We start from the raw sequence: 20704 nt of genomic DNA on the forward strand, positions 1-20704 counted from the left end.
CGCGAACGCGCTCCCGCGGTTGCAGTGCCAACAGTCAGATGCTAGGAGGCTTGAAAGGTGGACTTCCGCGGTGAAGCGATGCGACCTGATCAAGCGGGGTCGGCAGCCGATCGCCACTGGCTACTGGGGGATTGAACCAGAAGGGTGATGCGAAACCGATGCTAACCGGTTGCGCCGCGCAGAAGGCCATCGGGCATTGAGCCTTCTGGTCGCAAGGCTTGACGTTGATGTCATCCTGACAACATCCGTCCTCGCCCGGCGAGGACCCCGCCATCGTTAGCTGCCCCGCCAGGCCGTTGATCGGCACGGCGAACCCTGCCGTCGGTAGCAACGCCACCGAGACGGTGATGATCAGGGCAAGTATCGGCCGAATAAGGCGCATCGTGTTTTCAACCACCTGCGTGGCCATATTGAGAGAGGCAAGAGATTGTCAAGATCCTCCTTCTGGCAGCTTAAGAATATTCCTTCGGACGTTCCTTGATCCAGCTCAAACCCGGCGCTTTCTCAACCTGGCCGCAATCGATCACAATAGGTGGAGCGCCCACGGCTTTCCCGGGCGCAAGTGATGCGCCCCGGGTACCGATCAATCCGTGCTGGTCGAAGTCGCCATTGACACCGCGCTTGACCTCAACTCAGCTCGATCTGGCTCTGATTCGCACCGGAAGTTTTCTCGTCATGGGTGAGACGACCCTGATTCACCTGTCGCGGCTGATCTCGCTGCAGCACAAGCTCGATGTCACGGCGCAGAACGTGGCAAACCTCGATACGGCAGGATTTCGGGCGCGGGAGTTGTCGTTTCATGAATACCTCAAGCCGGAAAAAGGTTTGAATGAAGCCGGGCAGCGAGAGCGGCCGCTGTCGCTGTCCGACCCACGATTTCAATTCACCGACAATTCCCAAGGCGCCATCGAATTGACTGGCAACCCTCTCGATGTTGCCATCAATGGCCAGGGGTATTTTGTCGTACAGACCGAGCAAGGCGAGCGCTACACGCGAAACGGCTCATTCACGATCGATGGCGGTGGCCGTTTGGTTACGCTGGAAGGACAGCCTATCCTCGGCCAAAACGGCCCGCTTCAGTTCCCACTCAACCAGGGGGAGTTCGCCATCTCGCCTACTGGGATTCTCAGCACGAAACAAGGCACGGTCGGTCAGCTCCGCGTGGTTAGCTTCGAACGACCGCAGTTTTTGCAGTCCATCGGCGGGACTTTGTTCAGTTCCGGCGACTCGCCTTTCGAAATCAGGCCACAGGCGATCACGCTCACAAGCGGTGCCTTGGAGAAATCCAATGTAAAGAGCACACGCGAGATGAGCCGCCTCGCGGAGATTACCCGAACCTACGAGATGGTTGGCAGATTGCTCAAGAGTTCGCAGGATGCCGATGACCTGAACAAGTTGGCGAATGTCCCGGAATAGCTTTCGAGAGATTCGGATAAACCCCCACGAGGATGGCATTGTGGGTTCACGGGCGGACCATGCCAGTTCGCCTTCTTGCGGATATCGGACCGCAACATTCAATGATTGACCGGCGGTTCCCAGGGACTCTCGGGCTTCGGCGCTGAAGCCGCCCGCCTCGTCCCTGGGACGGGTTGCGTCTCGTCACACTCCCTGAAATGAAACCACAGTGTTGCCCGCTTTCGCAGAGAGAACTTGCAGGCTCAGGCGCGGAGCGAGAAAACTGTTCCGGCGCATCTAACGCGCCACTGCAACTTTATAGAACGCGCCGAGGTCCCAAGCGGGGCCTTGATCAGGGCAGTCGGGGCAGCAACTGATGAAGGTCAAGAAACTGTTTGTACGGACGGCACACGGTGCACCGCTCACAAGTGTGGATTTCGTCGACTGTGGTCCAGACGGGATTGTCGGCGCGGTTGCCTGCGCCCCGTTTCGGCAGGTTCTCCTAGCTTCCGCCTCCGTTACCGCGGATTGCGGGCTCAAAAATGGCGATCTTCGAGAGAATGCCGTGGTGGACTGCGATGAGCTCTACGACTGCCCTCCGGCACCGTCGTTCAGATCCCTGATTCGGCTCACATTCCACTGCGAGCCGTGTAAGAAGATTCTCAAGCTCGTTGATCTCAAAACGATCCTGCACCGTCGAGGTGTGTTTGGCACTTTTCTCAACAGCGGTCGCAGGCGGGTGAACGATGCATTTGCGGTAACAGAACAGCAGTTGGAGGCCATCCCCTATCCGGTCGGCGAGCGAGTCCGCTGGTTTCTCAAGCGACACGGCGCTTCGGCTGCTCTAACCGACCTCGCACACGCGATCGGCTTGCCCGCATCGTACAACAAAGCCCTACCAAGACTGCTGCAGAGAATTTGAACCCCCGGTTGACCTGACTTCTATTGGGTATACCGACAAAGCTTGGGCCCATCTGGAATCGTCGATAGGCAGGCACCTTCATTCATCTTGACGATGGGGATGGCGGCGAGCTTGCGACAGCGCGCGAAGACAGCCGGCTTCGTCACCCAGGGCATCAGCTCTCCGTGCACGGTCCAACGCGGCCCGATCATGCTCCGCATCGATCTTCGCCTGAGCATCGGAATCCATGACGGACTTTTTCGTAGGCTGGCGGTGCATTTGCGCACGCGCCGACTGGTGCGCAGGCCAACCCCGCGCCGCCAGATCGGCAACCGCGCTCTCGTAAGCCGCAATGTCCTGTGCGCACTGCCCGGCATGCGTCGGTCTGGACGTTAGTAGCGCGAGTGCAACTACACCAAGTGCACAAGTTATTCGCATCGACATCTGAGCCTCCTCCTTCGGCAGACTCTTGGCTGCCAGTCAAGCGAACGCCTTCTCGATGGTTCTCAGCAACACGGCGAGCGACTTGTCGTGACGGGTCACGGGCGGGATCGGGCGGTCGATCTTCATGAGCCGATAGACCGCCGTCTGCGCCGCGCGCACCGAATATTCGACGGTAAACACGACGTCGTCGGGAATCTCGACGAACTGGCTGACGAAAGCTAGATTGACCGAATTCTTCGGCACCGGCAGCGGCCGGTCCGTCGCCGTGCGCGGCATGAACATGCTGGTAATATAGGGCATGCGGCAGGGAATGCAGATCGCATCCTCGAACACCGTGCGATCGAAATTCAGGTGCCCGCAGAGTTCGTTCAGGATTTCGGCGCCGCTGCACTCCGACATCGGCTTGGCGACGAAATTGCCGACGCGATCGGGATGCAGCGCATAGCCCCAGAACACCTGCACGTTCTTCGGCTGCCCTGAGAAATGCGGCTGGTGGTACAGCACCACCGACATCAGCCAATTGGAATCCTTGAAGGTCACGAGGCCGCCGGTGCCGGCCTTGTTGCCGGAGAACGACTCCATCTGGTCGAAGAAGCGGGTGTCGCGGCAGGTGACGGTGAAGGACAGCCACCAGGATTCGGGGATCGAGGCGTTGAACGCCGCGGGGTTGCCGAACGCTGGCCGGCCTTTGGCGATCTTCTCCCACAGTGCCCAGCCCTCGCTATCCGTCTTGGTCAGATGCGTCGGCGGCTCCGTCATCGAGCCGAGGCTCGAGGCATCCGTCATCGAGGCGTTCTGGAAAAACACGAGGTCGCCGTCATCGAGGCGGACGTCCGCCGTCCGGCCGTCGCGGTCGAGCACGAGATGGCGCACGCGCAGCTTCTCGCCCTCCTGCTCGAAGGCCATGTCGACGACGCGCGTGTCCTGCCCGAACTGCACGCCGTGCCGCTTCAGCCAGTCCGTCAGTGGCAGCACGATCGCGTCATGCTGGTTGTAGACGGTGCGCTTGACGCCGGCGAGCGTCTCGATTCGCGGGAATTCGTTCATGAAGCGGTGCAGATAGCGCTTCAGCTCGACCGCGCTATGCCAGGGCTGGAAGGCGAAGGTGGTCTGCCACATGTACCAGAAATTGGACTCGAAGAATCCGGGCGACAGCCAGTCGGTGATCCGGCTGTTGCCGAGCGTCTCCTCGGAGGTCTCGACCAGACGCAAAAGCTCCAGCCGGTCGCGGCCCGAAAAGCCCATATGCGAGACGTCGACCTTGAAGCGGTTACGGTCGACCAGACGCGCGCGGGAATGCGCCTTGTTCTCCTCGTTGAAGGCGACCGTCTCGTCATGCACGCTCAGGCCCGGCCGCTCAAGCGACGGGATCGACGACAGCAGGTCCCAGGTGCATTCGTAGTGGTCGGTCGTCAGCATGCGGCCGCCGCGCAGCGAATAGGCGCCGTTGGCAAGCTGCGCGCCATCGAGGCTACCGCCGAACAGCGCAAGTGCGTCGTAGATGACGATGTCGTGCCCGGGAATGGCAGCGTCGCGTATCAGGAACGCCGCGCCCGCGAGCGATCCGACGCCGCCACCAATGAAATACGCCTTCATCACCTGCCTCGATTGCCAGTTCAGATTTTCGCAAGATCCCTGCACCCAAACGGCGAACGAAAGCTTGCGGTGGATCAAGTGTTTCAGGCCGCCTTCAGGAAAGCGAGCAAGACTCGAACATGTTCAATGGATCAGCATCTCCCTGAACCGGTTCGGTCAGGAACGGGCTCCGCGGGCGATCGAAACAGGCTCGGATTGAGAAAGGGCCGCGACCTCCATCTGGGCCGGGACCGTTGCGCTCCAGCCAAGCTCGCGCTCAATGCGCGAGCGCAATGCGTTCGACGCAGCGGGCTCGCCGTGCGTGATGAATGTCATGCTCGGGGCGGACTTGCCGGTCCTCAGCCACGCCATGATTTCTTCGGCATCCGCGTGAGCCGACAGCGCGCCGATATTCTTGACTTCGGCTCGGACCGGAATGTCCTCGCCGTGGATCCGGATGGCTCTCGCGCCCGCCATCATCGCCGCCCCGCGCGTCCCTTTGGCCTGATAACCGGCAAACAGAACCGTGCTTTTCGGATCGGGCACAAAGTGCTTGAGGTGGTGCAGGACGCGTCCACCGGTCGCCATCCCGCTCGCGGATATGATGACCTTGGGTATCGTCATGGCGCTCAATCGCTTCGAATCTTCCACGCTGCGGATGTAGGTCGCCACCGCACACGAACTGCGGCAATCGGGTTCCGACAGTTTGTGGTCCCTTCGATGATGACAAAAGATCTCACTGGCGTTGACCGCCATCGGGCTGTCGAGAAAAATAGGGACGTTTGCGAGCTTTCCGGCCGCCTTCAGGCGTTCGAAGTAGAACAACAGGCTCTGCACCCGCCCGACCGCAAAGGCTGGCACGACGACCGTTCCGCCCCGCCGAACCGTGCGATTGACAATGTCCTCGAGTTCGCTCTGCGGGTCGGCTTGCGGATGCCGGCGATCGCCATAGGTTGATTCGACGACGACATATTGCGAATCGGGACGCGCCTCAGGATCGACCATCAAGGGATCATTGAACCGCCCGAGATCGCCAGAGAACAGGACACTCACCCCGCCCCATTCGATTTGGAGCGATGCCGCACCCAAAATGTGTCCGGCGCGCAAGAGACGCAGCTGCGCGCCGCCGGGCAACGTTTGGGTCTGATGAAAGGGAATGGTCCACAGCTGCCGCAGCGCAGCTTCGGCATCCTCAACCGTGTAGAGGGGAAGAGCTGGCTTGTGGCGAGAAAAGCCGTGGCGATTGGCAAAATGCGCATCGCTCTCCTGGAGGTGCCCAGCATCGCGCAACAGGATCTCGCAGAGGTCGGCGGTTGCTTCACTGCACAGGATATCCCCTCGAAAGCCGCCCTTGACCAGCACGGGAAGGTAGCCGCAGTGATCGAGATGGGCGTGGGTCAGCATCACTGCTGAAATGCTTGCCGGATCGACCGGAAATCGTGCCCAGTTCGCCTCGCGGAGTTCTCGTTCGCCTTGGAATAAACCGCAGTCGATCAGTAGCCGTTGCGATCCGTTTTCCAAGAGATATTTTGATCCCGTGACCGTACCAGCGGCGCCGAGAAAGCTCAATTTAATGCTCACGGAAAGGTCTCCCCTAGAACTCCAAGCCTTCTTAGATCGTGATCGGACTGCTTTTGCCGGCGCGCCGGGTCTTGCGCTGCAATCGAAACAAACGCAGCTTGCATTAAAGCGCCCATCCCGCACAAGTCGTCAGGCGCCCCGGTTGCGTGCACCGACCTTGGCATAAGTCGCCGAACGCGCAGGGCAGCGTTAGGACCAGGCGGTCCAAATGAGGATGCGGTGGACAAGCTGCGATTCCTCCTGTTCTCAATCTTGCTTGAGGCGAATTCGTTAAGGCAAAAGTATCCTGCTTGCCCCTCGTATTTATTGAGCTGGATCAAGCGGAAAGCCACCCGGTCGCCTAATCTATTTGACAACGGCCGTCCTCCTTCAGCACGTCCCGTTGCATTCAAGCTTGGCACCAAGATGTCAGAGAAGCCGTCCGTTCCGCCCGCTCCTCAGGCGACCTCCTCTCCGCAGCAGGCCGTCGTCGGGGACGCGCTATCTCGGGGCTATGATCGTCTGAGAGCTTACCTTGTCCGCCGGCTTGGAAATGCGGCCGACGCCGAGGATGTTCTGCATGGAGTCATTCTTCGCGCGATGGAGAAAGCCGAATCGCTTCGCGATGAAGACGCCGTCCACGGCTGGCTCAGCCGCATCGTCGCGTCTGCTATTGTCGATCACCAGCGCCGTCAGGCATTGCGGCGCCGCAATGAGAACGAGCTTCTGCTGCAACAGGGTTCGCCGGAGCCGATTGGCGATGATAGCGAGGCCGCGGCGTGCGAGTGCGTTCACCTGATCTTGCCTGCACTCAACACGGAATATGCGCAAGTGATTCGCCGGATTGACCTGGAGGCCGAGGACAGACTTGCGGCAGCAGCGGCCCTTGGGCTGACAGTCAATGCGCTGACGGTTCGGCTGCATCGCGCACGCGGCCAGCTCAGGCAGCGATTGCTCGAGATGTGCCGCTCCTGCCGCGAGGACTCCTTCCTGCGTTGCGGTTGCTAGAACATCAGCTTTCGACGAAAACTCGAATGTGCAGGCACTTCGCTGCGATCTAACCCCACTCCCTGTGGGGCGTCGGATAGGTGGCCGCGATGCGCCAAGCGTTGAAAGAACCCAGGAAACCGCAGGGCGAGGTAGGCATACAAGGTGTACTTGATGAGCTTGCCGGAGAAAATTGCCAGGGTGACGTGGAGAACCGGCAGGCGGTAGATTCCAGCGACCGCCAACAGGGCAAGTTTGGGCACAGGCAGCGGAAGCACCATCACGGCGAATATCGCCACCGTCCCATATTGCGAGAGAAAGACAGTTGCCTGTCGCCAAGCCTGGGTGAGCGCAAGGTCCGGATAGCTTTTGGCCAGGAGACTCCACCCGAGATGATGGAATGCAAAATAGAGGCCGGTGGCCGCCAGGGCGCTGCCCGCCGCGGCCCAGACGGCAATTCCGACCCATGCGCGTCGTGAGGCCAGCGTGCCCGCAACGACGATAAGCTCGACCGGCAGGCTCATCGTCACTGTCGCGGCAAACGCGACCCCGCCAAGGAGCGGTGCGAACGAGCTGCGGTGAGCCTGCTTCACGACATAGGTAAGCGCGCGATTTGAAGCGGCCCAACCTATCACGATGCAAAATATCCTTCAGATTTCGTCGCTGACGCATCGGCGTGCAGTTCAGAGCAGTTTTCGATGCTCGGACTCGAACGCTCTTCGCCATCCAAGTGTGGAACTTGTTACAGATTTGTCACGATCCCTTGTTGAGCTAGATCAACCTGGGCGGGCGCCAGCCGCTTTAGCCTTAGCTGCAGGGGCCGCCGAGCTCTTAAATTCACGAATAGGGAATCCCCCATGTCAAACACCTTCTCAAGAATCGCAATCCCGGCCGCCATCGGGGCAACGATGGCACTGTCCTTTGGTGCCGCGCTGGCTCAGTCCCAGCAGAGCGGCAATCCGCCGACGCAAGCCCAGCCCGGCCAATCCTCGGGGGCAGCAGCCGATCAACAGACCGGCACCAATTCCATGCCGATGCAGGGCATGGAGCACGGCCGCATGATGCGGGACCAGGGTCAAAAGATGATGCAGAACGACCAGTCCCAGCAGACCGGCAATCAGCCGTCAACCACGCAGGCTCAGCCGGGCCAGCCCTCGGGGACAGGGACCGATCAACAGACGACCGGCACCACTTCCACGCCGCAAGGCATGGAGCACGGCCGCATGATGCGGGACCAGGGCCAGAAGATGATGCAGAATGACAAGAGCATGGAGCATGGCCAGATGGGGAATCCCCCCTGCGGGCCGGGGCAGGTCCAAACCCAGACGACCCAGAACTCCGGCTGCAAATAGCCCATCGACGCCGGCCTGTCTCGGCGAAATCCGAGACGGGCTGGAGCGAAAGCAGCCACCATGACCGACGACAATTTCTCGCAAAGCCTCTTATCCGACGACGTTTCGCACCGCGAGGCTGCGGCAGCCGGCGCAGCGCGGAGCTCAGCGTCGTACATCCTGCCCGCCCTCGATCAGGACTTTTTGCTGGGCGATTCGATGCGCGGCGTGCGGTTTCTGCTCGAATACGCCAAGGCCGAAGAAGCGCTGCGCAACTGGGGCGTGCGATCGACCATCGTGGTTTTTGGATCGGCGCGCGTGCGGCAGAACGGGCCTGGCAGACACGCGTATTGGTATGAACAAGCTCGCCAATTCGGCTTGATCGCGTCACAACGTGGCGGCGCGCTGACTGACAATGGTGGCGTGCGCGACAACGTGATTGCGACCGGCGGCGGCCCCGGCTTGATGGAAGCGGCCAACCGCGGTGCGCACGACACTGGCGCTCCCTCGATCGGCTTCAATATCAGACTTCCGCGGGAGCAAGCGCCAAATGGCTATTCGACTCCCGAACTGACCTTCCAATTCCACTATTTTGCGATGCGCAAGATGCACTTGGCAATGCGCGCCAACGCCTTGGTCGCCTTTCCCGGCGGATTTGGCACGTTCGACGAACTATTTGAAATTCTCACGCTCCGTCAGACCGGAAAGTCGCCGCCGATCCCGATCGTCCTGTTTGACGAGAAGTACTGGCGCGCGGCGGTTAACTTCGATGCGCTGATCGCCAGTGGCACGGTCGACAAGTCCGACTGCACGCTGTTTCGTTTTGCCGAAAATGCCGAGGAGATTTGGAATCAATTGGTGTCTTGCGGGTTGGGCGTGCCTGGCCTGTCATGCGCGGCTTCGCGTTACCATCACCTGCTCGACGGCCGATCGACAACTTCGGCCACGACAGCCGCCAGTCCCTCCCCTCGGCTCTGCGACGACTAGGTGTTAGCTGCCCCATTAGTCGCTCTTACGATTAGAACAGGAGATTTAGTCATGTGGAATCGACGTAACGTCCTGGGATCGTGCCTCGTGTTGGCCGCATCCAGCGGCATGGCCCGGGCCCAGGCGCCTGGCATGCCGGGGATGGGAATGCCGGGCATGGGACAGGGCCCAATGACCCGAGAGAGCTGCATCGATATTTGCTTCAAGTCGCAGCGCATGTGCCTCGAGACGGCGCGATATTGTTTCGAAAAGGGCGGCGCCCACGTCGCGCCCACGCATTTGGCGCTGCTGCTCGACTGCGCCGAGATGTGCCAGATGACGGCCAACTCGCTGATGCGCAGGTCGCCGCAGCACGGAGCGATTTGCAGCGCCTGTGCGCAACTGTGCGATGCCTGTGCCAACGATTGCGAGACCATCACCGGAGACGAGCAAATGGTGCATTGCGCCTCGCTCTGTCGTGACTGTGCTCGTGATTGTAGAGGCATGGTGAATATGCCGATCTGATTTGGGAGACGGCGAAGCACCGGTATAGAACATAGTGCTCCCCGGCCCTGGGCTCGCCGACCGGCTCGCCGCGAACGCTCGATCGAGAATGTTTGATCACACAGCCGCATGTCCCGGCCGTGAAAAGCGCTGTTCCTCTTCGATCGAGCGGGCCGATGATGGCGTGTTCGGCCATCGCGATTTGCTCGGGTTGGTCGTGAGCAACGAGCAAACGGCACCAGTAGCCCATCGTTGCGCACTGTAATAAAATGCGACCCTTAGCGTCTTTGTCAGCGAGTTGGCCCGCCTAGTTTTGCCTCACTCGAGAAACAAGTTTCGCGTCGCTTTGGCTCTTGCGGGGCATCTAGCGCAAAGGTAGCATTTTCGGGGAGGCAACGCGGCAATGGAAGCACGGAATAACCACCCAACGCTGCTGGACCATCTTCGCCGTCAAGGCGTGTCGCGGCGTGATTTTTTGAACTGGTGCGCGTATACGGCTTCGATTCTTGCCCTGCCGCCGAGCGCAAGCCAGGCGATCGCACAAGCGCTTGCGACCAAGCCTCGCCCCAGCGTCATCTGGCTGTCCGTCCAGGAATGCACCGGCTGCAGCGAGTCGATTCTGCGCTCGTTCGAGCCGACGCTCGAAAGCCTGATGTTCGATCAGTTTTCCCTCGACTATCATCATGTGCTGCAGGCGGCCGCCGGAAACGCCGCCGAACAGGCGCGCGACAGGGCGATTGAGCAAAACTTCGGCAAATACGTGCTTGTGGTTGACGGCGGAATTCCGCTTGATCGGGATGGATATTACTCCACAACCGGAGGAAAGAGCGGACGCGATCTCGTGTGCGAGGCAGCAAAAGGAGCGGCGCTCATCATTGCGGTCGGCACTTGCGCCACTTATGGGGGGATCCCTGCAGCCTCGCCCAACCCGACCGGAGCGGGCGGAGTTCACGATGCCCTGCGCGAGCTCATCGACAACAAGGATGTCGCGGCCCCCATCATCAACGTTCCGGGTTGTCCGCCGGTCCCGGAGGTGATGACCGGAGTTGTGGTGTATTTTCTCACTTATGGGAAACCGCCTGATCTCGACAATCTGGGACGCCCCATTCCGTTTTTCGGGCGGACCGTTCATGACGATTGTCCGAGACTGCCCTTCTTCAATCAGGGGCTGTTCGCCAAAAGCTTTGACGATGAGGGCGCGCAAAAGGGGTATTGCCTCAAGGATCTTGGTTGCAAGGGACCTACGACGTTCAACGCATGCACAACGGTGAAGTGGAACCAGAAGACCAGCTTCCCGATGTTCTCGGGCCACGGCTGCCTCGGCTGCGCCCAACCGAAATTCTGGGATCGCGAGGGCGGCTTCTATGGCAAGCTCTTCTAAGAAGGCAGGCGAAAAGCCCACGGCTGCGGCCAAGAATGCGCCCGCCTCGCAGCCTCGGCGGATCGTCGTCGATCCCGTTACGCGAATCGAGGGGCACCTTCGGATCGAAGCGGAGACGGATGCTCAGGGCGTGATTACCCGCGCATCCAGCTCGGGCACGATGGTGCGCGGCATCGAATTGATCCTGAAGGGGCGTGATCCCAGGGATGCGTGGGCGTTTACACAGCGTTTCTGCGGCGTCTGCACGGTCGTCCACAGCATCGCCTCGATCCGGGCTGTCGAATACGCACTCGGCTATGTGATCCCGGAGAATGCGCAGTACATCCGCAATCTGATGATTGCCGCGCAATATGTGCACGACCACGTCATGCATTTCTACCATCTGCATGCGCTCGATTGGGTCGATGTGGTTTCCGCACTCAAGGCAGACCCCGCCGCGACTTCCAAACTGCAGGTGAGTTTGAGCCCTTGGCCGAACAATTCTCCGGCATATTTCGGCGCTGTCCAGCAAAAGCTGAAGGGGTTCGTGGAGAGCGGTCAGCTTGGAATCTTTGCGAACGGGTACTGGGGGCACCCCGAGTACAAGCTTCCACCAGAGGTGAATCTGCTCGCAATTGCGCACTATTTGGAGGCCTTGGCTTGGCAGCGCGACGTCGTCAAGATTCACGCCATTTTCGGCGGGAAAAACCCGCATCCCAACTTCGTCGTTGGTGGGGTGCCGTGTGCGATCTCTGCAAGCTCGCATGCAACCGCGGTCAATGGAGAAAACCTGCGCCTGATCGGAGAAGTCATCGACAAGATGCGGCAGTTCGTTGATCAGGTCTATTTGCCCGACACGCTCGCGATCGCCGGATTCTACAAGGACTGGGCCACGCGGGGCGAAGGCGTCGGCAATTTCCTGTCCTATGGTGAATTTCCGACCGGGGTTGGTGCCGCCGAGAGAGCGACCTTGCAGTTTCCCGCCGGGGTCATCATCAACAGGGACCTTTCGAAGATACAGCCGGTCGACTTTGAGGACCCGACGGAGATTCAGGAATTCGTCGCTCATTCCTGGTACAGCTATTCGGCAGGCAAGCAAGTCGGTTTGCACCCCTACGACGGCGAGACGAAGCTCGAATATACGGGACCGAAGCCCCCTTACGAGCAGCTCGATGTTGACCAGTCCTATTCATGGATCAAGTCGCCGCGATGGAAGGGTCTGCCGGTCGAAGTCGGGCCGCTTGCGCGTGTTTTAATTCTCTATGCAAGCGGAGATGTGCGGACGCGAGGACTCGTCGACCACAGCCTCGGACGGTTGGGACTTCCGATCTCCGCCCTGTTCTCTACGCTCGGCCGCATCGCTGCCCGCACCATCGAGACCAAATTGATCGCCGACATGATGCCGGGCATGTACGATGCGCTGATGGCCAACATCGCGCGTGGCGATCTTCGCACCTTCGATGATGTGCTGTTCGATCCCACGACCTGGCCGAAGAAAGCCCGCGGCGTGGGCATGATGGAAGCGCCTCGCGGCGCGTTGGCTCACTGGCTCACGATCGAGGAGGGACGGATCGGCAACTATCAGGCCGTCGTCCCTAGCACTTGGAATGCCGGCCCCCACGACGCCGCGGGGCGAGAGGGACCCTACGAGGCGGCGTTACGCGGCCACAAGTTGCAGGATTCTTCCCGTCCCTTGGAGATCTTGCGCACGATTCACAGTTTCGATCCGTGTCTGGCGTGCGCCGTTCATGTCGTTGATCCCAACGGTGAAGAACTGGTCCGCGTGAGGGTGCTATGAGGCAATACTTCAAGCGCATAGGGAGCGCGGACAGCCAGCGCCGTCTGAGAGTCTCCTCGCAAGTCGCTATATTCGCCCTTGTCCTTCTTGGTTGCCAAAGCTCGCCTGCCCTCGCCCGCCCGGGCGACGGCTATGGCGACTTGATCGATAACTATTGCATCGAGCGGGGGCGCCTGCGGGTTCGCGCGCACCAGCCGCATTGCGCGATGTGCCACCATCTCGGCACGTTCGACACGTCCCCGGAACATCGGATCGAACCGAACTGGAACGAGTTCATCAGGGGACGAACAACCGGCGATTTCAGCTTCTTCTGCCCAGGGGGAGCCGACACCACCCAAGCAGCGCGCGCGCCCGGTGAAAAGCTACCCTCTGGACCCAAGAGTACAACGGCAGAGACCGCTGAGAGCTCGACAAGCCCAATGGGTATGCCGCCGGGCGCAAATCAATCTTCGGTCCCAATGCCGGAAGGCAGGCAAGCCAGTGTTCCGCCCTCCGAACGTCAAACGAACACGGCCGCGCCGCCGGCGCTGTCAGACGACGAGCTGGCTGGCAAGATGACAGCCTTGCATGATGCGGTCGGAATAACGACGGCGCAGGAGCCGGCGTGGCTCGACCTCCTCGACGCAGCCGCACGCGCGCTGCAGCGTCCCTCTGGTCCTGCCGAAGCTACCACCAAGGATCCGGTGACGTTACTCAAGGTCCATGAGCTGCAATCATCCAAACACGTGGCGAGCATGCGCGGCCTTGGGCTGGCTCTTGCGCGCCTCAATGCGAGCCTATCGGATCAACAGCGCCAGGAGCTTGTCGAGAGGCTCAGACCGATCCTGGCCGCGATGCCGCCGTAGACCGTCGGAGACTATCATGTGCCTCGCCATTCCCATGCGGGTGGATAGAATCGAAGGATTCCTAGCGCAATGCTCCATCAAGGGCGTCTCGCGCGAGGTGAACCTATTCCTGCTACAGGACCAGGACGTCTCGGTCGGTGACCACGTCCTGGTTCACTTGGGCTATGCGATCCAGCTCATCGACGAGCGGGAGGCCAAGTCCACCTGGGAAGTCTTCGACGCCATGCTTATCGCAGGGGACAACGACTCGCATGCATGAGCTTTCGGTTTGCTGGGCTTTGATTTCCGAGGTCGAGCGCCTCGCGCAGGAGGCGGGCGAGGACAGCATTGTGCATATCGCAATCCGCGTCGGTGAGCTCTCGGGTACGGACCCAAGCCTGCTTCTTCGCGCATTCGAGGTCGCGCGCTTGGGCACGAAAGCGGAACATGCATATCTCACGATCGAGCGCTGCGATCCACGTGTCAAATGCACGGAGTGCGGCCTGGAAAACGTGACACGTCCCAATCGCTTGCTTTGCGCGTTCTGCGGCTCATTTCGGGTAAAGGTCATCGGCGGCGACGAACTGTCGATCGCGGCGGTCGAATTTGCCGCAACCGACGTCCCCGGCACCTCAGATCCACCAGTGGCCGGCGGATCGGCGAAGCTGAACACGGAGGAGGAGGCGCCGCATGTGTAGCAATTGCGGCTGCGCCGCCAACAACAAGCACCGACTTCATCTTCCACACAGCGCCTCGAAACATAGCACGATTGCGTCGGTACGAGGGGTTGCCGAGGAGGAAGGCATGATCCGCAATATTCTCGCCGCCAACGATCGGGTCGCCACCCACAACCGGCAGCATTTCGATGAGAGCGGTCTGCTTGCGATCAATTTGATGTCCTCCCCCGGATCCGGCAAAACCTCGCTTCTCGAAGCAACCATTGATGCCCTCGGCTCCGAACTCGGTTTCGCTGTCATCGAGGGCGACCTCGAAACCGAGAACGATGCCGCCCGAATCCGAGCAAAGGGGGTCCCCGCCCTCCAGATTACGACCGGCGGCGCCTGTCACCTCGATGCGACCATGGTGCATCATGCGCTTCACGAGCTCGATCTGAACGACGTCGACGTTTTGTTCATTGAGAATGTGGGCAATCTGGTATGCCCCGCTTCATTCGATCTTGGAGCGCACTGCAATGTTACCCTCTTGTCGGCCACGGAAGGGGACGACAAGCCGGCCAAATATCCGATCATCTTCCGCAAGAGCGATCTCGTGATGCTCACGAAATCGGATCTTTTGCCGTACCTGGACGACTTTCAGGTGGATCGAGCCGCAGCAACGCTCAAGGCATCAGGTTACGACGGTCCGCTTCTGAGAACGTCGGTTGCCAAGTCGGCCGACGTGGGCGAATGGCTGGCGTGGCTCCGCCAGCGTCTTGCCGATCATCGCGCCGGCCCATTCCTCAACCGCAACCACCCGGTTGAAGCAGGAGAGGCTTGATGAGCTCGCCCGCTCGCATTTGGCTGGACCGGATCAAGGATCTCCCGCTCGAACGGCCGGTTCGGATCCTCAACGTCTGCGGTGGCCACGAGCGGACGATTGCGACCTCAGGCATCAGAAGCCTGCTTCCGCCCGCGGTGCAGCTGATTCCGGGCCCGGGATGCCCGGTTTGCGTCTGCCCGGAAGAGGATGTCTTCCATGCTATCCAACTGTCGCTGACAAAGTCCGTCATCCTGGTTGCGTTCGGCGATATGCTGCGCGTCCCCGTCAATGGACCGAAAGGCCGGCCGCGCTCACTTGAGCAGGCAATCGTGCTCGGCGCGGATGTTCGCCCCATTGCGAGTCCGAGCGAAGCTGCCGTTGTTGCCAGGGAGAATCCGCGCAGGACAGTGGTTTTCTTCGTCGCCGGCTTTGAAACCACGCTTGCTCCCGTCGCGGCGCTGATCGCGATGGGCCTTCCTCCGAATCTTAAGCTCCTGATTTCCGGGCGGCTGACATGGCCAGCGGTCGCCATGCTCCTTCAATCCGAAGAGCCGGGATTTGACGCTTTGATCGCGCCGGGGCACGTCGCAACCGTCATGGGCCCTGAGGAATGGGAGTTCGTGGTTCGCGATCACCACATGCCCGCCGCGATCGCGGGCTTCACGGCTGACGCCTTGCTGGCAGCCACCTATTCGACGCTTCGGCAGCTGCTCGAACGCCGGTATTTTCTCGACAACTGCTATCCCAAAACCGTCAGCCCCGGCGGCAATGCCGTCGCACGCCGGTATCTTAGCGAAACCCTGGAGGTGACGGACGCCGCCTGGCGCGGCATCGGCGTCATCCCCCGATCCGGTTTCCGGCTCCGGCCCGAATATGCCGGCCACGATGCAAGGATAGACTTTCCGTTGGACGAAGCAACAGAACGCCCTCGTCGCGGCGAAATGCCCCCAGGCTGCGACTGCGCGCGGGTCATTCTCGGCAAAGTCCTGCCAACCGATTGCCGATTGTACGGTTCTGGCTGTACGCCCGAATCGCCGATAGGTCCTTGCATGGTGTCGGACGAAGGGGCCTGCCATGTGTGGTGGACTGCCGGCTACCGCAGCGGCCGCCACGCCTTTGGGGGCGGCAGCGCGGCCCGCGCAGCAAGGTGAGCGCCGATGTCCTCCGCACCGCATGCCGCTGGTCCAGCAGTCACTGTCTTGGGCATCGGTAACGTGCTCCTCGGTGATGAGGGGGTAGGCGTTCATGTGATCCGGTACCTGCGCGACTGTCCGGAACCGAGCGCAAAGCTGGCGATCGTCGACGGCGGTACGCTGAGTTTCAATCTGCTGCCGATCATTGAAACCGCCGGTAGTCTCATCGTCATCGATGCTGCGATGATCGGAGATGAGGCCGGGGCGGTTCGTTGCCTGGTTGGTGACGAGCTCGACGCGTTCCTCGGCACCTCGAAGCATACCGCGCACGAGATCGGGCTAAGGGAACTGTTCGATATGGCTCGGATGGAGGACCTTCTGCCGCGCCGTCGCGCGCTGATCGGTATTCATCCTCAAAGCGTCGATTGGGGCGAAGGCTTGAGCGACCGCGTCGCGACAGCGGTGCCGTTGGCCGCCGGATTGGTGCTGCGCTTGACTCGCAAATGGGTCTGCGCCGATCGGCTCTCAGCGCTCAGATGAACAGGAACGAGACCATCGAAACGCGCAGCGAGACACGGCTGTTCGAAATCGTCGGTCGTGTCCAGGGTGTTGGGTTTCGACCGTTCGTGAAGCGTCTCGCGGACGCTCACCAAATCGTAGGCTGGGTGAAGAACGAGGCAAGCCATGTGTCCGTGCTTGCCAGCGGCGAGCCTGACGCGCTCGACCGCTTTGCGGCCGGCCTGATCGCCCAATCGCCACCGCTGGCGCGGCCGATGATTAGGTCGGTTAGCCTGCGGCCACGAGCCGATTGTTGCGAATTCTCGATCCTCGAAAGCAAATCTGGTTCGACTCGCGATGCGGAGCTACCGCCCGATTTGTTCCTCTGCGACGACTGTCTCGTCGAGATAGATGATCCATCAGAGCGCAGGTATCGCTATCCTTTCACCAATTGCACCCAATGCGGCCCGCGATACACCATTATCACCGCCCTGCCCTACGACCGCCCCAACACCTCGATGGCGGGCTTCAAACTGTGCCGAAACTGCCGGCACGAGTTTGAGAACCAGCAGGACCGCCGGTTTCACGCGCAGCCTTTGGCATGTCCCGAATGCGGCCCGAAATTGGTATTCAGGAAGGCGAATGGCGAGGAGATCTCCGGCAGCGAACAAGCGCTTGCCGCCTCTGTCGAGGCCTTGCGCTACGGCCTGACGGTGGCCGTTCGCGGTATCGGCGGGTACCACCTGATGTGCGATGCGACGAATGAGACCGCGGTGCTCAGGCTTCGCAACAGGAAGGGACGGCCTGACAAGCCGCTTGCCGTGATGGTGCCGGGCGGCAACGATCGGCATCGATTTGCCAGAACGATCGCTGATCTTGATGAAATCGAAGAAGCGGCCCTTTGCGACCCCGTTCGGCCCATCGTGCTGGTGCGGCGGCGCGCGGACGCGCCGATTGCGGCCGCCGTTGCGCCCGGACTTGGCGAGGTCGGCTTGATGTTGCCCTATAGCCCTTTGCACCACCTGATCCTGAGCGAATTTGATGGTGTGCTGGTCGCAACGAGCGGCAACATCAGCGGCGAGCCCGTGATCACCGATCCGGACGAGGCCGAGGAGCGGCTCGCCCGCTGCTGCGACGCCTTCCTGCACCATGATCGTCCCATCCAGCGCCCTGCCGACGATCCGGTCTGGCGGGTGATGGGTGGGCGGGCCAGATCGATCAGGCTTGGCCGCGGCTCAGCACCTATCACCCTGCACAACTCCAACACGGCGGCTGACGCAGTGCTCGCCTGTGGAGGGCAACTCAAGTCCACGGTGGCGCTCGGGCTAGGCGACCGGGTCGTCGTGTCTCCGCACATTGGGGACATGGGATCGTTGCGCTCACAGACAACGTTGGAGCAAGTTGCCAAGGATCTTCAAAGACTCTATGCGACGGATGCAACATGCATCCTCCACGACGCTCATCCGGATTTCACGACGACGCGATGGGCCTTGCGGCAAGAAGTGCCCGCAATCGGGATCCAGCACCATACGGCTCATGCATCTGCACTGGCAGGCGAATGTGGTTGTGCCGAGAAGATGGTGGTGTTTACTTGGGACGGCCTTGGGCTTGGCTCTGACGGCACTTTGTGGGGTGGCGAGACGTTCTACGGTTCGCCCGGACATTGGCAGAGGGTCGGCAGCCTGCGTCCGTTTCGGCTGATCGGCGGCGACCGCGTCGCACTCGAGCCGTGGCGCAGCGCGTGCACGCTGTCGCTGGAAGCACATCGTCACTGGGAATGTGTCCACACGGATGCAGCCGCCTACCGCCGCGCCTGGGCTGCCGGTGCAGGCATGATGTCAAGTTCGGTCGGGCGATTGTTCGATGCCGCCGCAGCAATGGTGGGCCTCATCGAGCACTGCAGTTACGACGGCCAGGCGCCGGCGCTGGTTGAGAGCGTGTCAGGTGAAGTCAGCATCGAGCCCGCTCTGCCGGTCCGCCCCGAGGGCGAGATCCGACGGATCGACTGGACTCCGCTGGTTCCAATACTCGTGGATGCGTCGTTGTCGGTTGGCGAGCGGCTCGGACGCTTCCACGGTGCGTTGTCAGCAACCCTGGTTCGCGAGGCCCTGCATCATGGTGCGGCCAATCGCACCAATATCATCGGACTGACGGGCGGCGTCTTTCAGAACAAGCTATTGACCGAGCATGCGGCGGCCGCTCTGAGCAGGCACGGCTTCACGGTTCTCTTGCATGAACGCATACCGATGAATGACGGCGGACTAAGTTATGGCCAGATCGTTGAATTTTCTGCGCGGAAGGCCCCATGAAACCTGGTGACGCCAAGCACTCCTCGCGCGACTTGAGCCGCATTTCGCTGGCGCACGGCAACGGCGGCAGACGGATGCGTGAGCTGATTGAAGGGGTTTTCCGCCGACATCTCCACAACGACCTGTTCGACACAAATGCCGATGCAGCGATCTTACCGATGCTGCCAGCTGGCAGTTTTCCGGCCCTGACCTCGGACGGATTTACGGTGGATCCGCTGGAGTTTCCGGGTGGCGACATCGGAAGTCTGGCGATCAATGGCACCGTCAATGACCTCGCGGTGTCGGGGGCAGAGCCGCTTTACATCGCGTTGAACTGCTTTATCGAGGAGGGCTTCGAACGCGCGCGCCTCGAGCGTCTGGTCGCCTCTATGGCCGCGGCGGCGCGGGCGTCTTCGGTCAAGGTGGTCACGGGCGACACCAAGGTCCTCCGCAACGGCGAGGGTGGCGGGCTTTACCTGGCGACGACGGGACTAGGGTTTCGCAACCCTGCCATCGTCCTGGGTCTCGATCAGATCGTCCCGGGCGATCGCATCATCGCCAGCGGCTCGATCGGCGATCATGGAACGGCCGTCCTGCTTGCCCGCAAGCAATTTGGTCTCACGGGAACGCTGCAGTCGGACTGTGCCAGTGTTCTTCCGCTTGCTAGAAGCGCCCTAATGCAGCGGGGCATCCGATTCATGCGCGACCCGACCCGCGGCGGACTGGCAAGCGTCGCGCACGAGATCGTTCGATCGACGGCCAAAAGCGTGCGCCTGTTCGAGCGCAAGATTCCGCTGCGTGGTGAGGTGCAGGCCGTCTGCGATATGCTCGGCTATAATCCGCTCTATCTGGCCTGTGAGGGCAGGATCGTGGCTGTCGCCGATCCGTCTTCAGCCGAACGGCTGGTGCAGGCTTGGCGCGACCTGCCGGGCGGAGAAGACGCAGCAGAAATTGGCGTCGTGGGCGAAGACGGGCCTTACGTTATCCTGGAAACGGAGCTCGGCGGCGAACGGTTGGTCGAGGAACTCGATTCCGACCCGCTACCACGAATCTGCTGAGCGTCGCGGATCTTGAGCCGAAGGTTTTTCACGGCCTGTTCGATCTCGGCAGTCTCGCACTTCAGCAATTCAGGGACATAGGCAATCTCGATAAATTCGCCGACAAGATCACCGCCGGTGTTGTACTGCTGACCCCACCATACGCCGGCCACGGCCGTTTCCGAAAAAATGCATGATCCCACGCCCCTAAAACTTGCCTCCACCTGCCCGTTGCCAAGAAAGTCGCGCAGCGCGGCGGTACCGCCTGCAGGCAATGGAAGCCGTCGCAGATCGATGCGAAAGGTCGTCCCCGATTCGACGATCTCCGCCAACTTTGCGCTCACTTCCGAGAGCAGCGCCGCGATGATTGGATCAGAAACGAAATTGCTGTTGCCAGTCATTATCAACGACCTCAGGGACTCGCCCGACCCGCATGGATCGGCAGCGTCCGGCTTTGCCAATGCTCCCTTTGCGCGCGTTTGACCCCACGCTTCGTTGCTTGCGCATTCCATTCAAACTTGGCCGCCGGCGGTGACGCACGACATGACCGTAGCCATTCACCAAAGGCAGGCGCGCGACACGACAACGCCAAAACTCCCCACGGCGCGCCCAACGCTAAGGGCG

Annotated in this window: 21 protein-coding genes; 16 read left to right on the top strand and 5 right to left on the bottom strand. The window is 61.0% G+C overall.

Going from position 1 to position 20704, the window contains the following annotated elements; genetic code table 11:
* Positions 1-34: 34 nt before the first annotated feature.
* Entirely contained in the window at positions 35-409 is a 375-nt protein-coding gene (locus HL671_RS25325; RefSeq protein WP_172239719.1) for a hypothetical protein, read from the bottom strand.
* 68 nt (positions 410-477) lie between these two features.
* On the opposite strand from HL671_RS25325, the gene flgF reads away from it, so the two are divergent.
* Both flgF and HL671_RS25335 read left to right on the top strand, forming a co-directional pair.
* Positions 478-1416 carry a flagellar basal-body rod protein FlgF gene (gene flgF / locus HL671_RS25330; RefSeq protein ID WP_246705936.1) on the top strand — a complete coding sequence of 313 codons (939 nt, stop codon included), beginning with the start codon at positions 478-480 and terminating at the stop codon, positions 1414-1416.
* 355 nt (positions 1417-1771) lie between these two features.
* Complete coding sequence (locus HL671_RS25335) at positions 1772-2317, top strand: hypothetical protein (protein WP_172239722.1); 546 nt, start codon at positions 1772-1774, stop codon at positions 2315-2317.
* Positions 2318-2776: 459 nt separating this feature from the next.
* Here the strand turns inward: HL671_RS25335 and HL671_RS25340 are convergent, their stop codons facing one another.
* Both HL671_RS25340 and HL671_RS25345 read right to left on the bottom strand, forming a co-directional pair.
* Positions 2777-4336 (bottom strand): oleate hydratase, encoded by a 1560-nt coding sequence (locus HL671_RS25340; protein WP_172239725.1) that lies wholly within the window; start codon positions 4334-4336, stop codon positions 2777-2779.
* A 156-nt stretch (positions 4337-4492) separates the two neighbouring features.
* On the bottom strand, positions 4493-5896 hold the full coding sequence (locus HL671_RS25345; RefSeq protein WP_172239729.1) for an MBL fold metallo-hydrolase: 1404 nt from the start codon (positions 5894-5896) through the stop codon (positions 4493-4495).
* Between the two features lie 219 nt (positions 5897-6115).
* On the opposite strand from HL671_RS25345, the gene HL671_RS25350 reads away from it, so the two are divergent.
* Positions 6116-6883, top strand: a complete 768-nt coding sequence (locus tag HL671_RS25350; protein WP_307769068.1) for an RNA polymerase sigma factor — start codon at positions 6116-6118, stop codon at positions 6881-6883.
* On the opposite strand, the gene HL671_RS25355 is transcribed toward HL671_RS25350, so the two are convergent.
* Positions 6880-7497 (bottom strand): YqaA family protein, encoded by a 618-nt coding sequence (locus HL671_RS25355; RefSeq protein ID WP_172239732.1) that lies wholly within the window; start codon positions 7495-7497, stop codon positions 6880-6882. The two genes, HL671_RS25350 and HL671_RS25355, sit on opposite strands and share 4 nt — an antisense overlap.
* 222 nt (positions 7498-7719) lie before the next feature.
* Between HL671_RS25355 and HL671_RS25360 the strand changes: the two genes are divergently transcribed.
* The 13 genes from HL671_RS25360 (at position 7720) to hypE (ending at position 20101) form a co-directional block, all read left to right on the top strand.
* Positions 7720-8214, top strand: coding sequence for a hypothetical protein (locus HL671_RS25360; RefSeq protein ID WP_172239736.1), 495 nt, complete (start codon positions 7720-7722; stop codon positions 8212-8214).
* Between the two features lie 198 nt (positions 8215-8412).
* Entirely contained in the window at positions 8413-9180 is a 768-nt protein-coding gene (locus HL671_RS25365; RefSeq protein ID WP_246705952.1) for an LOG family protein, read from the top strand.
* A gap of 51 nt (positions 9181-9231) precedes the next feature.
* The gene (locus tag HL671_RS25370) at positions 9232-9684 is read left to right on the top strand and encodes a four-helix bundle copper-binding protein (RefSeq protein ID WP_172239742.1); all 453 of its coding nucleotides are present in this window, start codon (positions 9232-9234) and stop codon (positions 9682-9684) included.
* A gap of 382 nt (positions 9685-10066) precedes the next feature.
* Positions 10067-11044 (top strand): hydrogenase small subunit, encoded by a 978-nt coding sequence (locus tag HL671_RS25375; protein WP_172239745.1) that lies wholly within the window; start codon positions 10067-10069, stop codon positions 11042-11044.
* Positions 11028-12821, top strand: coding sequence for a nickel-dependent hydrogenase large subunit (locus HL671_RS25380; RefSeq protein ID WP_172239748.1), 1794 nt, complete (start codon positions 11028-11030; stop codon positions 12819-12821). Before HL671_RS25375 ends, HL671_RS25380 begins: the two co-directional genes overlap by 17 nt.
* Before the next feature lie 140 nt (positions 12822-12961).
* Positions 12962-13666, top strand: coding sequence for a hypothetical protein (locus tag HL671_RS25385; protein ID WP_172239751.1), 705 nt, complete (start codon positions 12962-12964; stop codon positions 13664-13666).
* Between the two features lie 16 nt (positions 13667-13682).
* Positions 13683-13925 carry a HypC/HybG/HupF family hydrogenase formation chaperone gene (locus HL671_RS25390; RefSeq protein ID WP_172239754.1) on the top strand — a complete coding sequence of 81 codons (243 nt, stop codon included), beginning with the start codon at positions 13683-13685 and terminating at the stop codon, positions 13923-13925.
* A complete protein-coding gene (locus tag HL671_RS25395; RefSeq protein ID WP_172239757.1) occupies positions 13918-14343 on the top strand; it encodes a hydrogenase maturation nickel metallochaperone HypA/HybF in 426 nt (141 codons plus the stop codon). The genes HL671_RS25390 and HL671_RS25395 overlap by 8 nt, the downstream gene beginning before the upstream one ends.
* A gap of 106 nt (positions 14344-14449) precedes the next feature.
* Entirely contained in the window at positions 14450-15142 is a 693-nt protein-coding gene (gene hypB / locus HL671_RS25400) for a hydrogenase nickel incorporation protein HypB (protein ID WP_246705938.1), read from the top strand.
* Complete coding sequence (hypD, locus tag HL671_RS25405) at positions 15142-16275, top strand: hydrogenase formation protein HypD (protein WP_172239763.1); 1134 nt, start codon at positions 15142-15144, stop codon at positions 16273-16275. Before hypB ends, hypD begins: the two co-directional genes overlap by 1 nt.
* 48 nt (positions 16276-16323) lie before the next feature.
* On the top strand, positions 16324-16797 hold the full coding sequence (locus HL671_RS25410; protein WP_246705940.1) for a HyaD/HybD family hydrogenase maturation endopeptidase: 474 nt from the start codon (positions 16324-16326) through the stop codon (positions 16795-16797).
* Positions 16794-19064, top strand: coding sequence for a carbamoyltransferase HypF (hypF, locus tag HL671_RS25415; RefSeq protein WP_172239770.1), 2271 nt, complete (start codon positions 16794-16796; stop codon positions 19062-19064). Before HL671_RS25410 ends, hypF begins: the two co-directional genes overlap by 4 nt.
* On the top strand, positions 19061-20101 hold the full coding sequence (hypE, locus tag HL671_RS25420; RefSeq protein WP_172239773.1) for a hydrogenase expression/formation protein HypE: 1041 nt from the start codon (positions 19061-19063) through the stop codon (positions 20099-20101). The genes hypF and hypE overlap by 4 nt, the downstream gene beginning before the upstream one ends.
* On the opposite strand, the gene HL671_RS25425 is transcribed toward hypE, so the two are convergent.
* Positions 20020-20481, bottom strand: a complete 462-nt coding sequence (locus HL671_RS25425; protein ID WP_172239776.1) for a hydrogenase expression/formation C-terminal domain-containing protein — start codon at positions 20479-20481, stop codon at positions 20020-20022. The genes hypE and HL671_RS25425 overlap by 82 nt on opposite strands.
* Positions 20482-20704: the final 223 nt, after the last annotated feature.

The organism is Bradyrhizobium denitrificans (genome assembly GCF_013179005.1).
GTDB lineage: Bacteria > Pseudomonadota > Alphaproteobacteria > Rhizobiales > Xanthobacteraceae > Bradyrhizobium > Bradyrhizobium denitrificans.

Bases quoted from the DNA above. Each gene is read 5' to 3' on its own strand.
- HL671_RS25335 (WP_172239722.1), top strand. From the start codon at position 1,772: ATGAAGGTCAAGAAACTGTTTGTACGGACGGCACACGGTGCACCGCTC.
- HL671_RS25360 (WP_172239736.1), top strand. From the start codon at position 7,720: ATGTCAAACACCTTCTCAAGAATCGCAATCCCGGCCGCCATCGGGGCA.
- hypB (WP_246705938.1), top strand. From the start codon at position 14,450: ATGATCCGCAATATTCTCGCCGCCAACGATCGGGTCGCCACCCACAAC.
- HL671_RS25370 (WP_172239742.1), top strand. From the start codon at position 9,232: ATGTGGAATCGACGTAACGTCCTGGGATCGTGCCTCGTGTTGGCCGCA.
- hypD (WP_172239763.1), top strand. From the start codon at position 15,142: ATGAGCTCGCCCGCTCGCATTTGGCTGGACCGGATCAAGGATCTCCCG.
- HL671_RS25390 (WP_172239754.1), top strand. From the start codon at position 13,683: ATGTGCCTCGCCATTCCCATGCGGGTGGATAGAATCGAAGGATTCCTA.
- HL671_RS25425 (WP_172239776.1), bottom strand. From the start codon at position 20,481: ATGACTGGCAACAGCAATTTCGTTTCTGATCCAATCATCGCGGCGCTG.
- HL671_RS25340 (WP_172239725.1), bottom strand. From the start codon at position 4,336: ATGAAGGCGTATTTCATTGGTGGCGGCGTCGGATCGCTCGCGGGCGCG.
- HL671_RS25375 (WP_172239745.1), top strand. From the start codon at position 10,067: ATGGAAGCACGGAATAACCACCCAACGCTGCTGGACCATCTTCGCCGT.
- hypE (WP_172239773.1), top strand. From the start codon at position 19,061: ATGAAACCTGGTGACGCCAAGCACTCCTCGCGCGACTTGAGCCGCATT.
- HL671_RS25380 (WP_172239748.1), top strand. From the start codon at position 11,028: ATGGCAAGCTCTTCTAAGAAGGCAGGCGAAAAGCCCACGGCTGCGGCC.
- hypF (WP_172239770.1), top strand. From the start codon at position 16,794: ATGAACAGGAACGAGACCATCGAAACGCGCAGCGAGACACGGCTGTTC.
- HL671_RS25325 (WP_172239719.1), bottom strand. From the start codon at position 409: ATGGCCACGCAGGTGGTTGAAAACACGATGCGCCTTATTCGGCCGATA.
- HL671_RS25395 (WP_172239757.1), top strand. From the start codon at position 13,918: ATGCATGAGCTTTCGGTTTGCTGGGCTTTGATTTCCGAGGTCGAGCGC.
- HL671_RS25365 (WP_246705952.1), top strand. From the start codon at position 8,413: ATGCGCGGCGTGCGGTTTCTGCTCGAATACGCCAAGGCCGAAGAAGCG.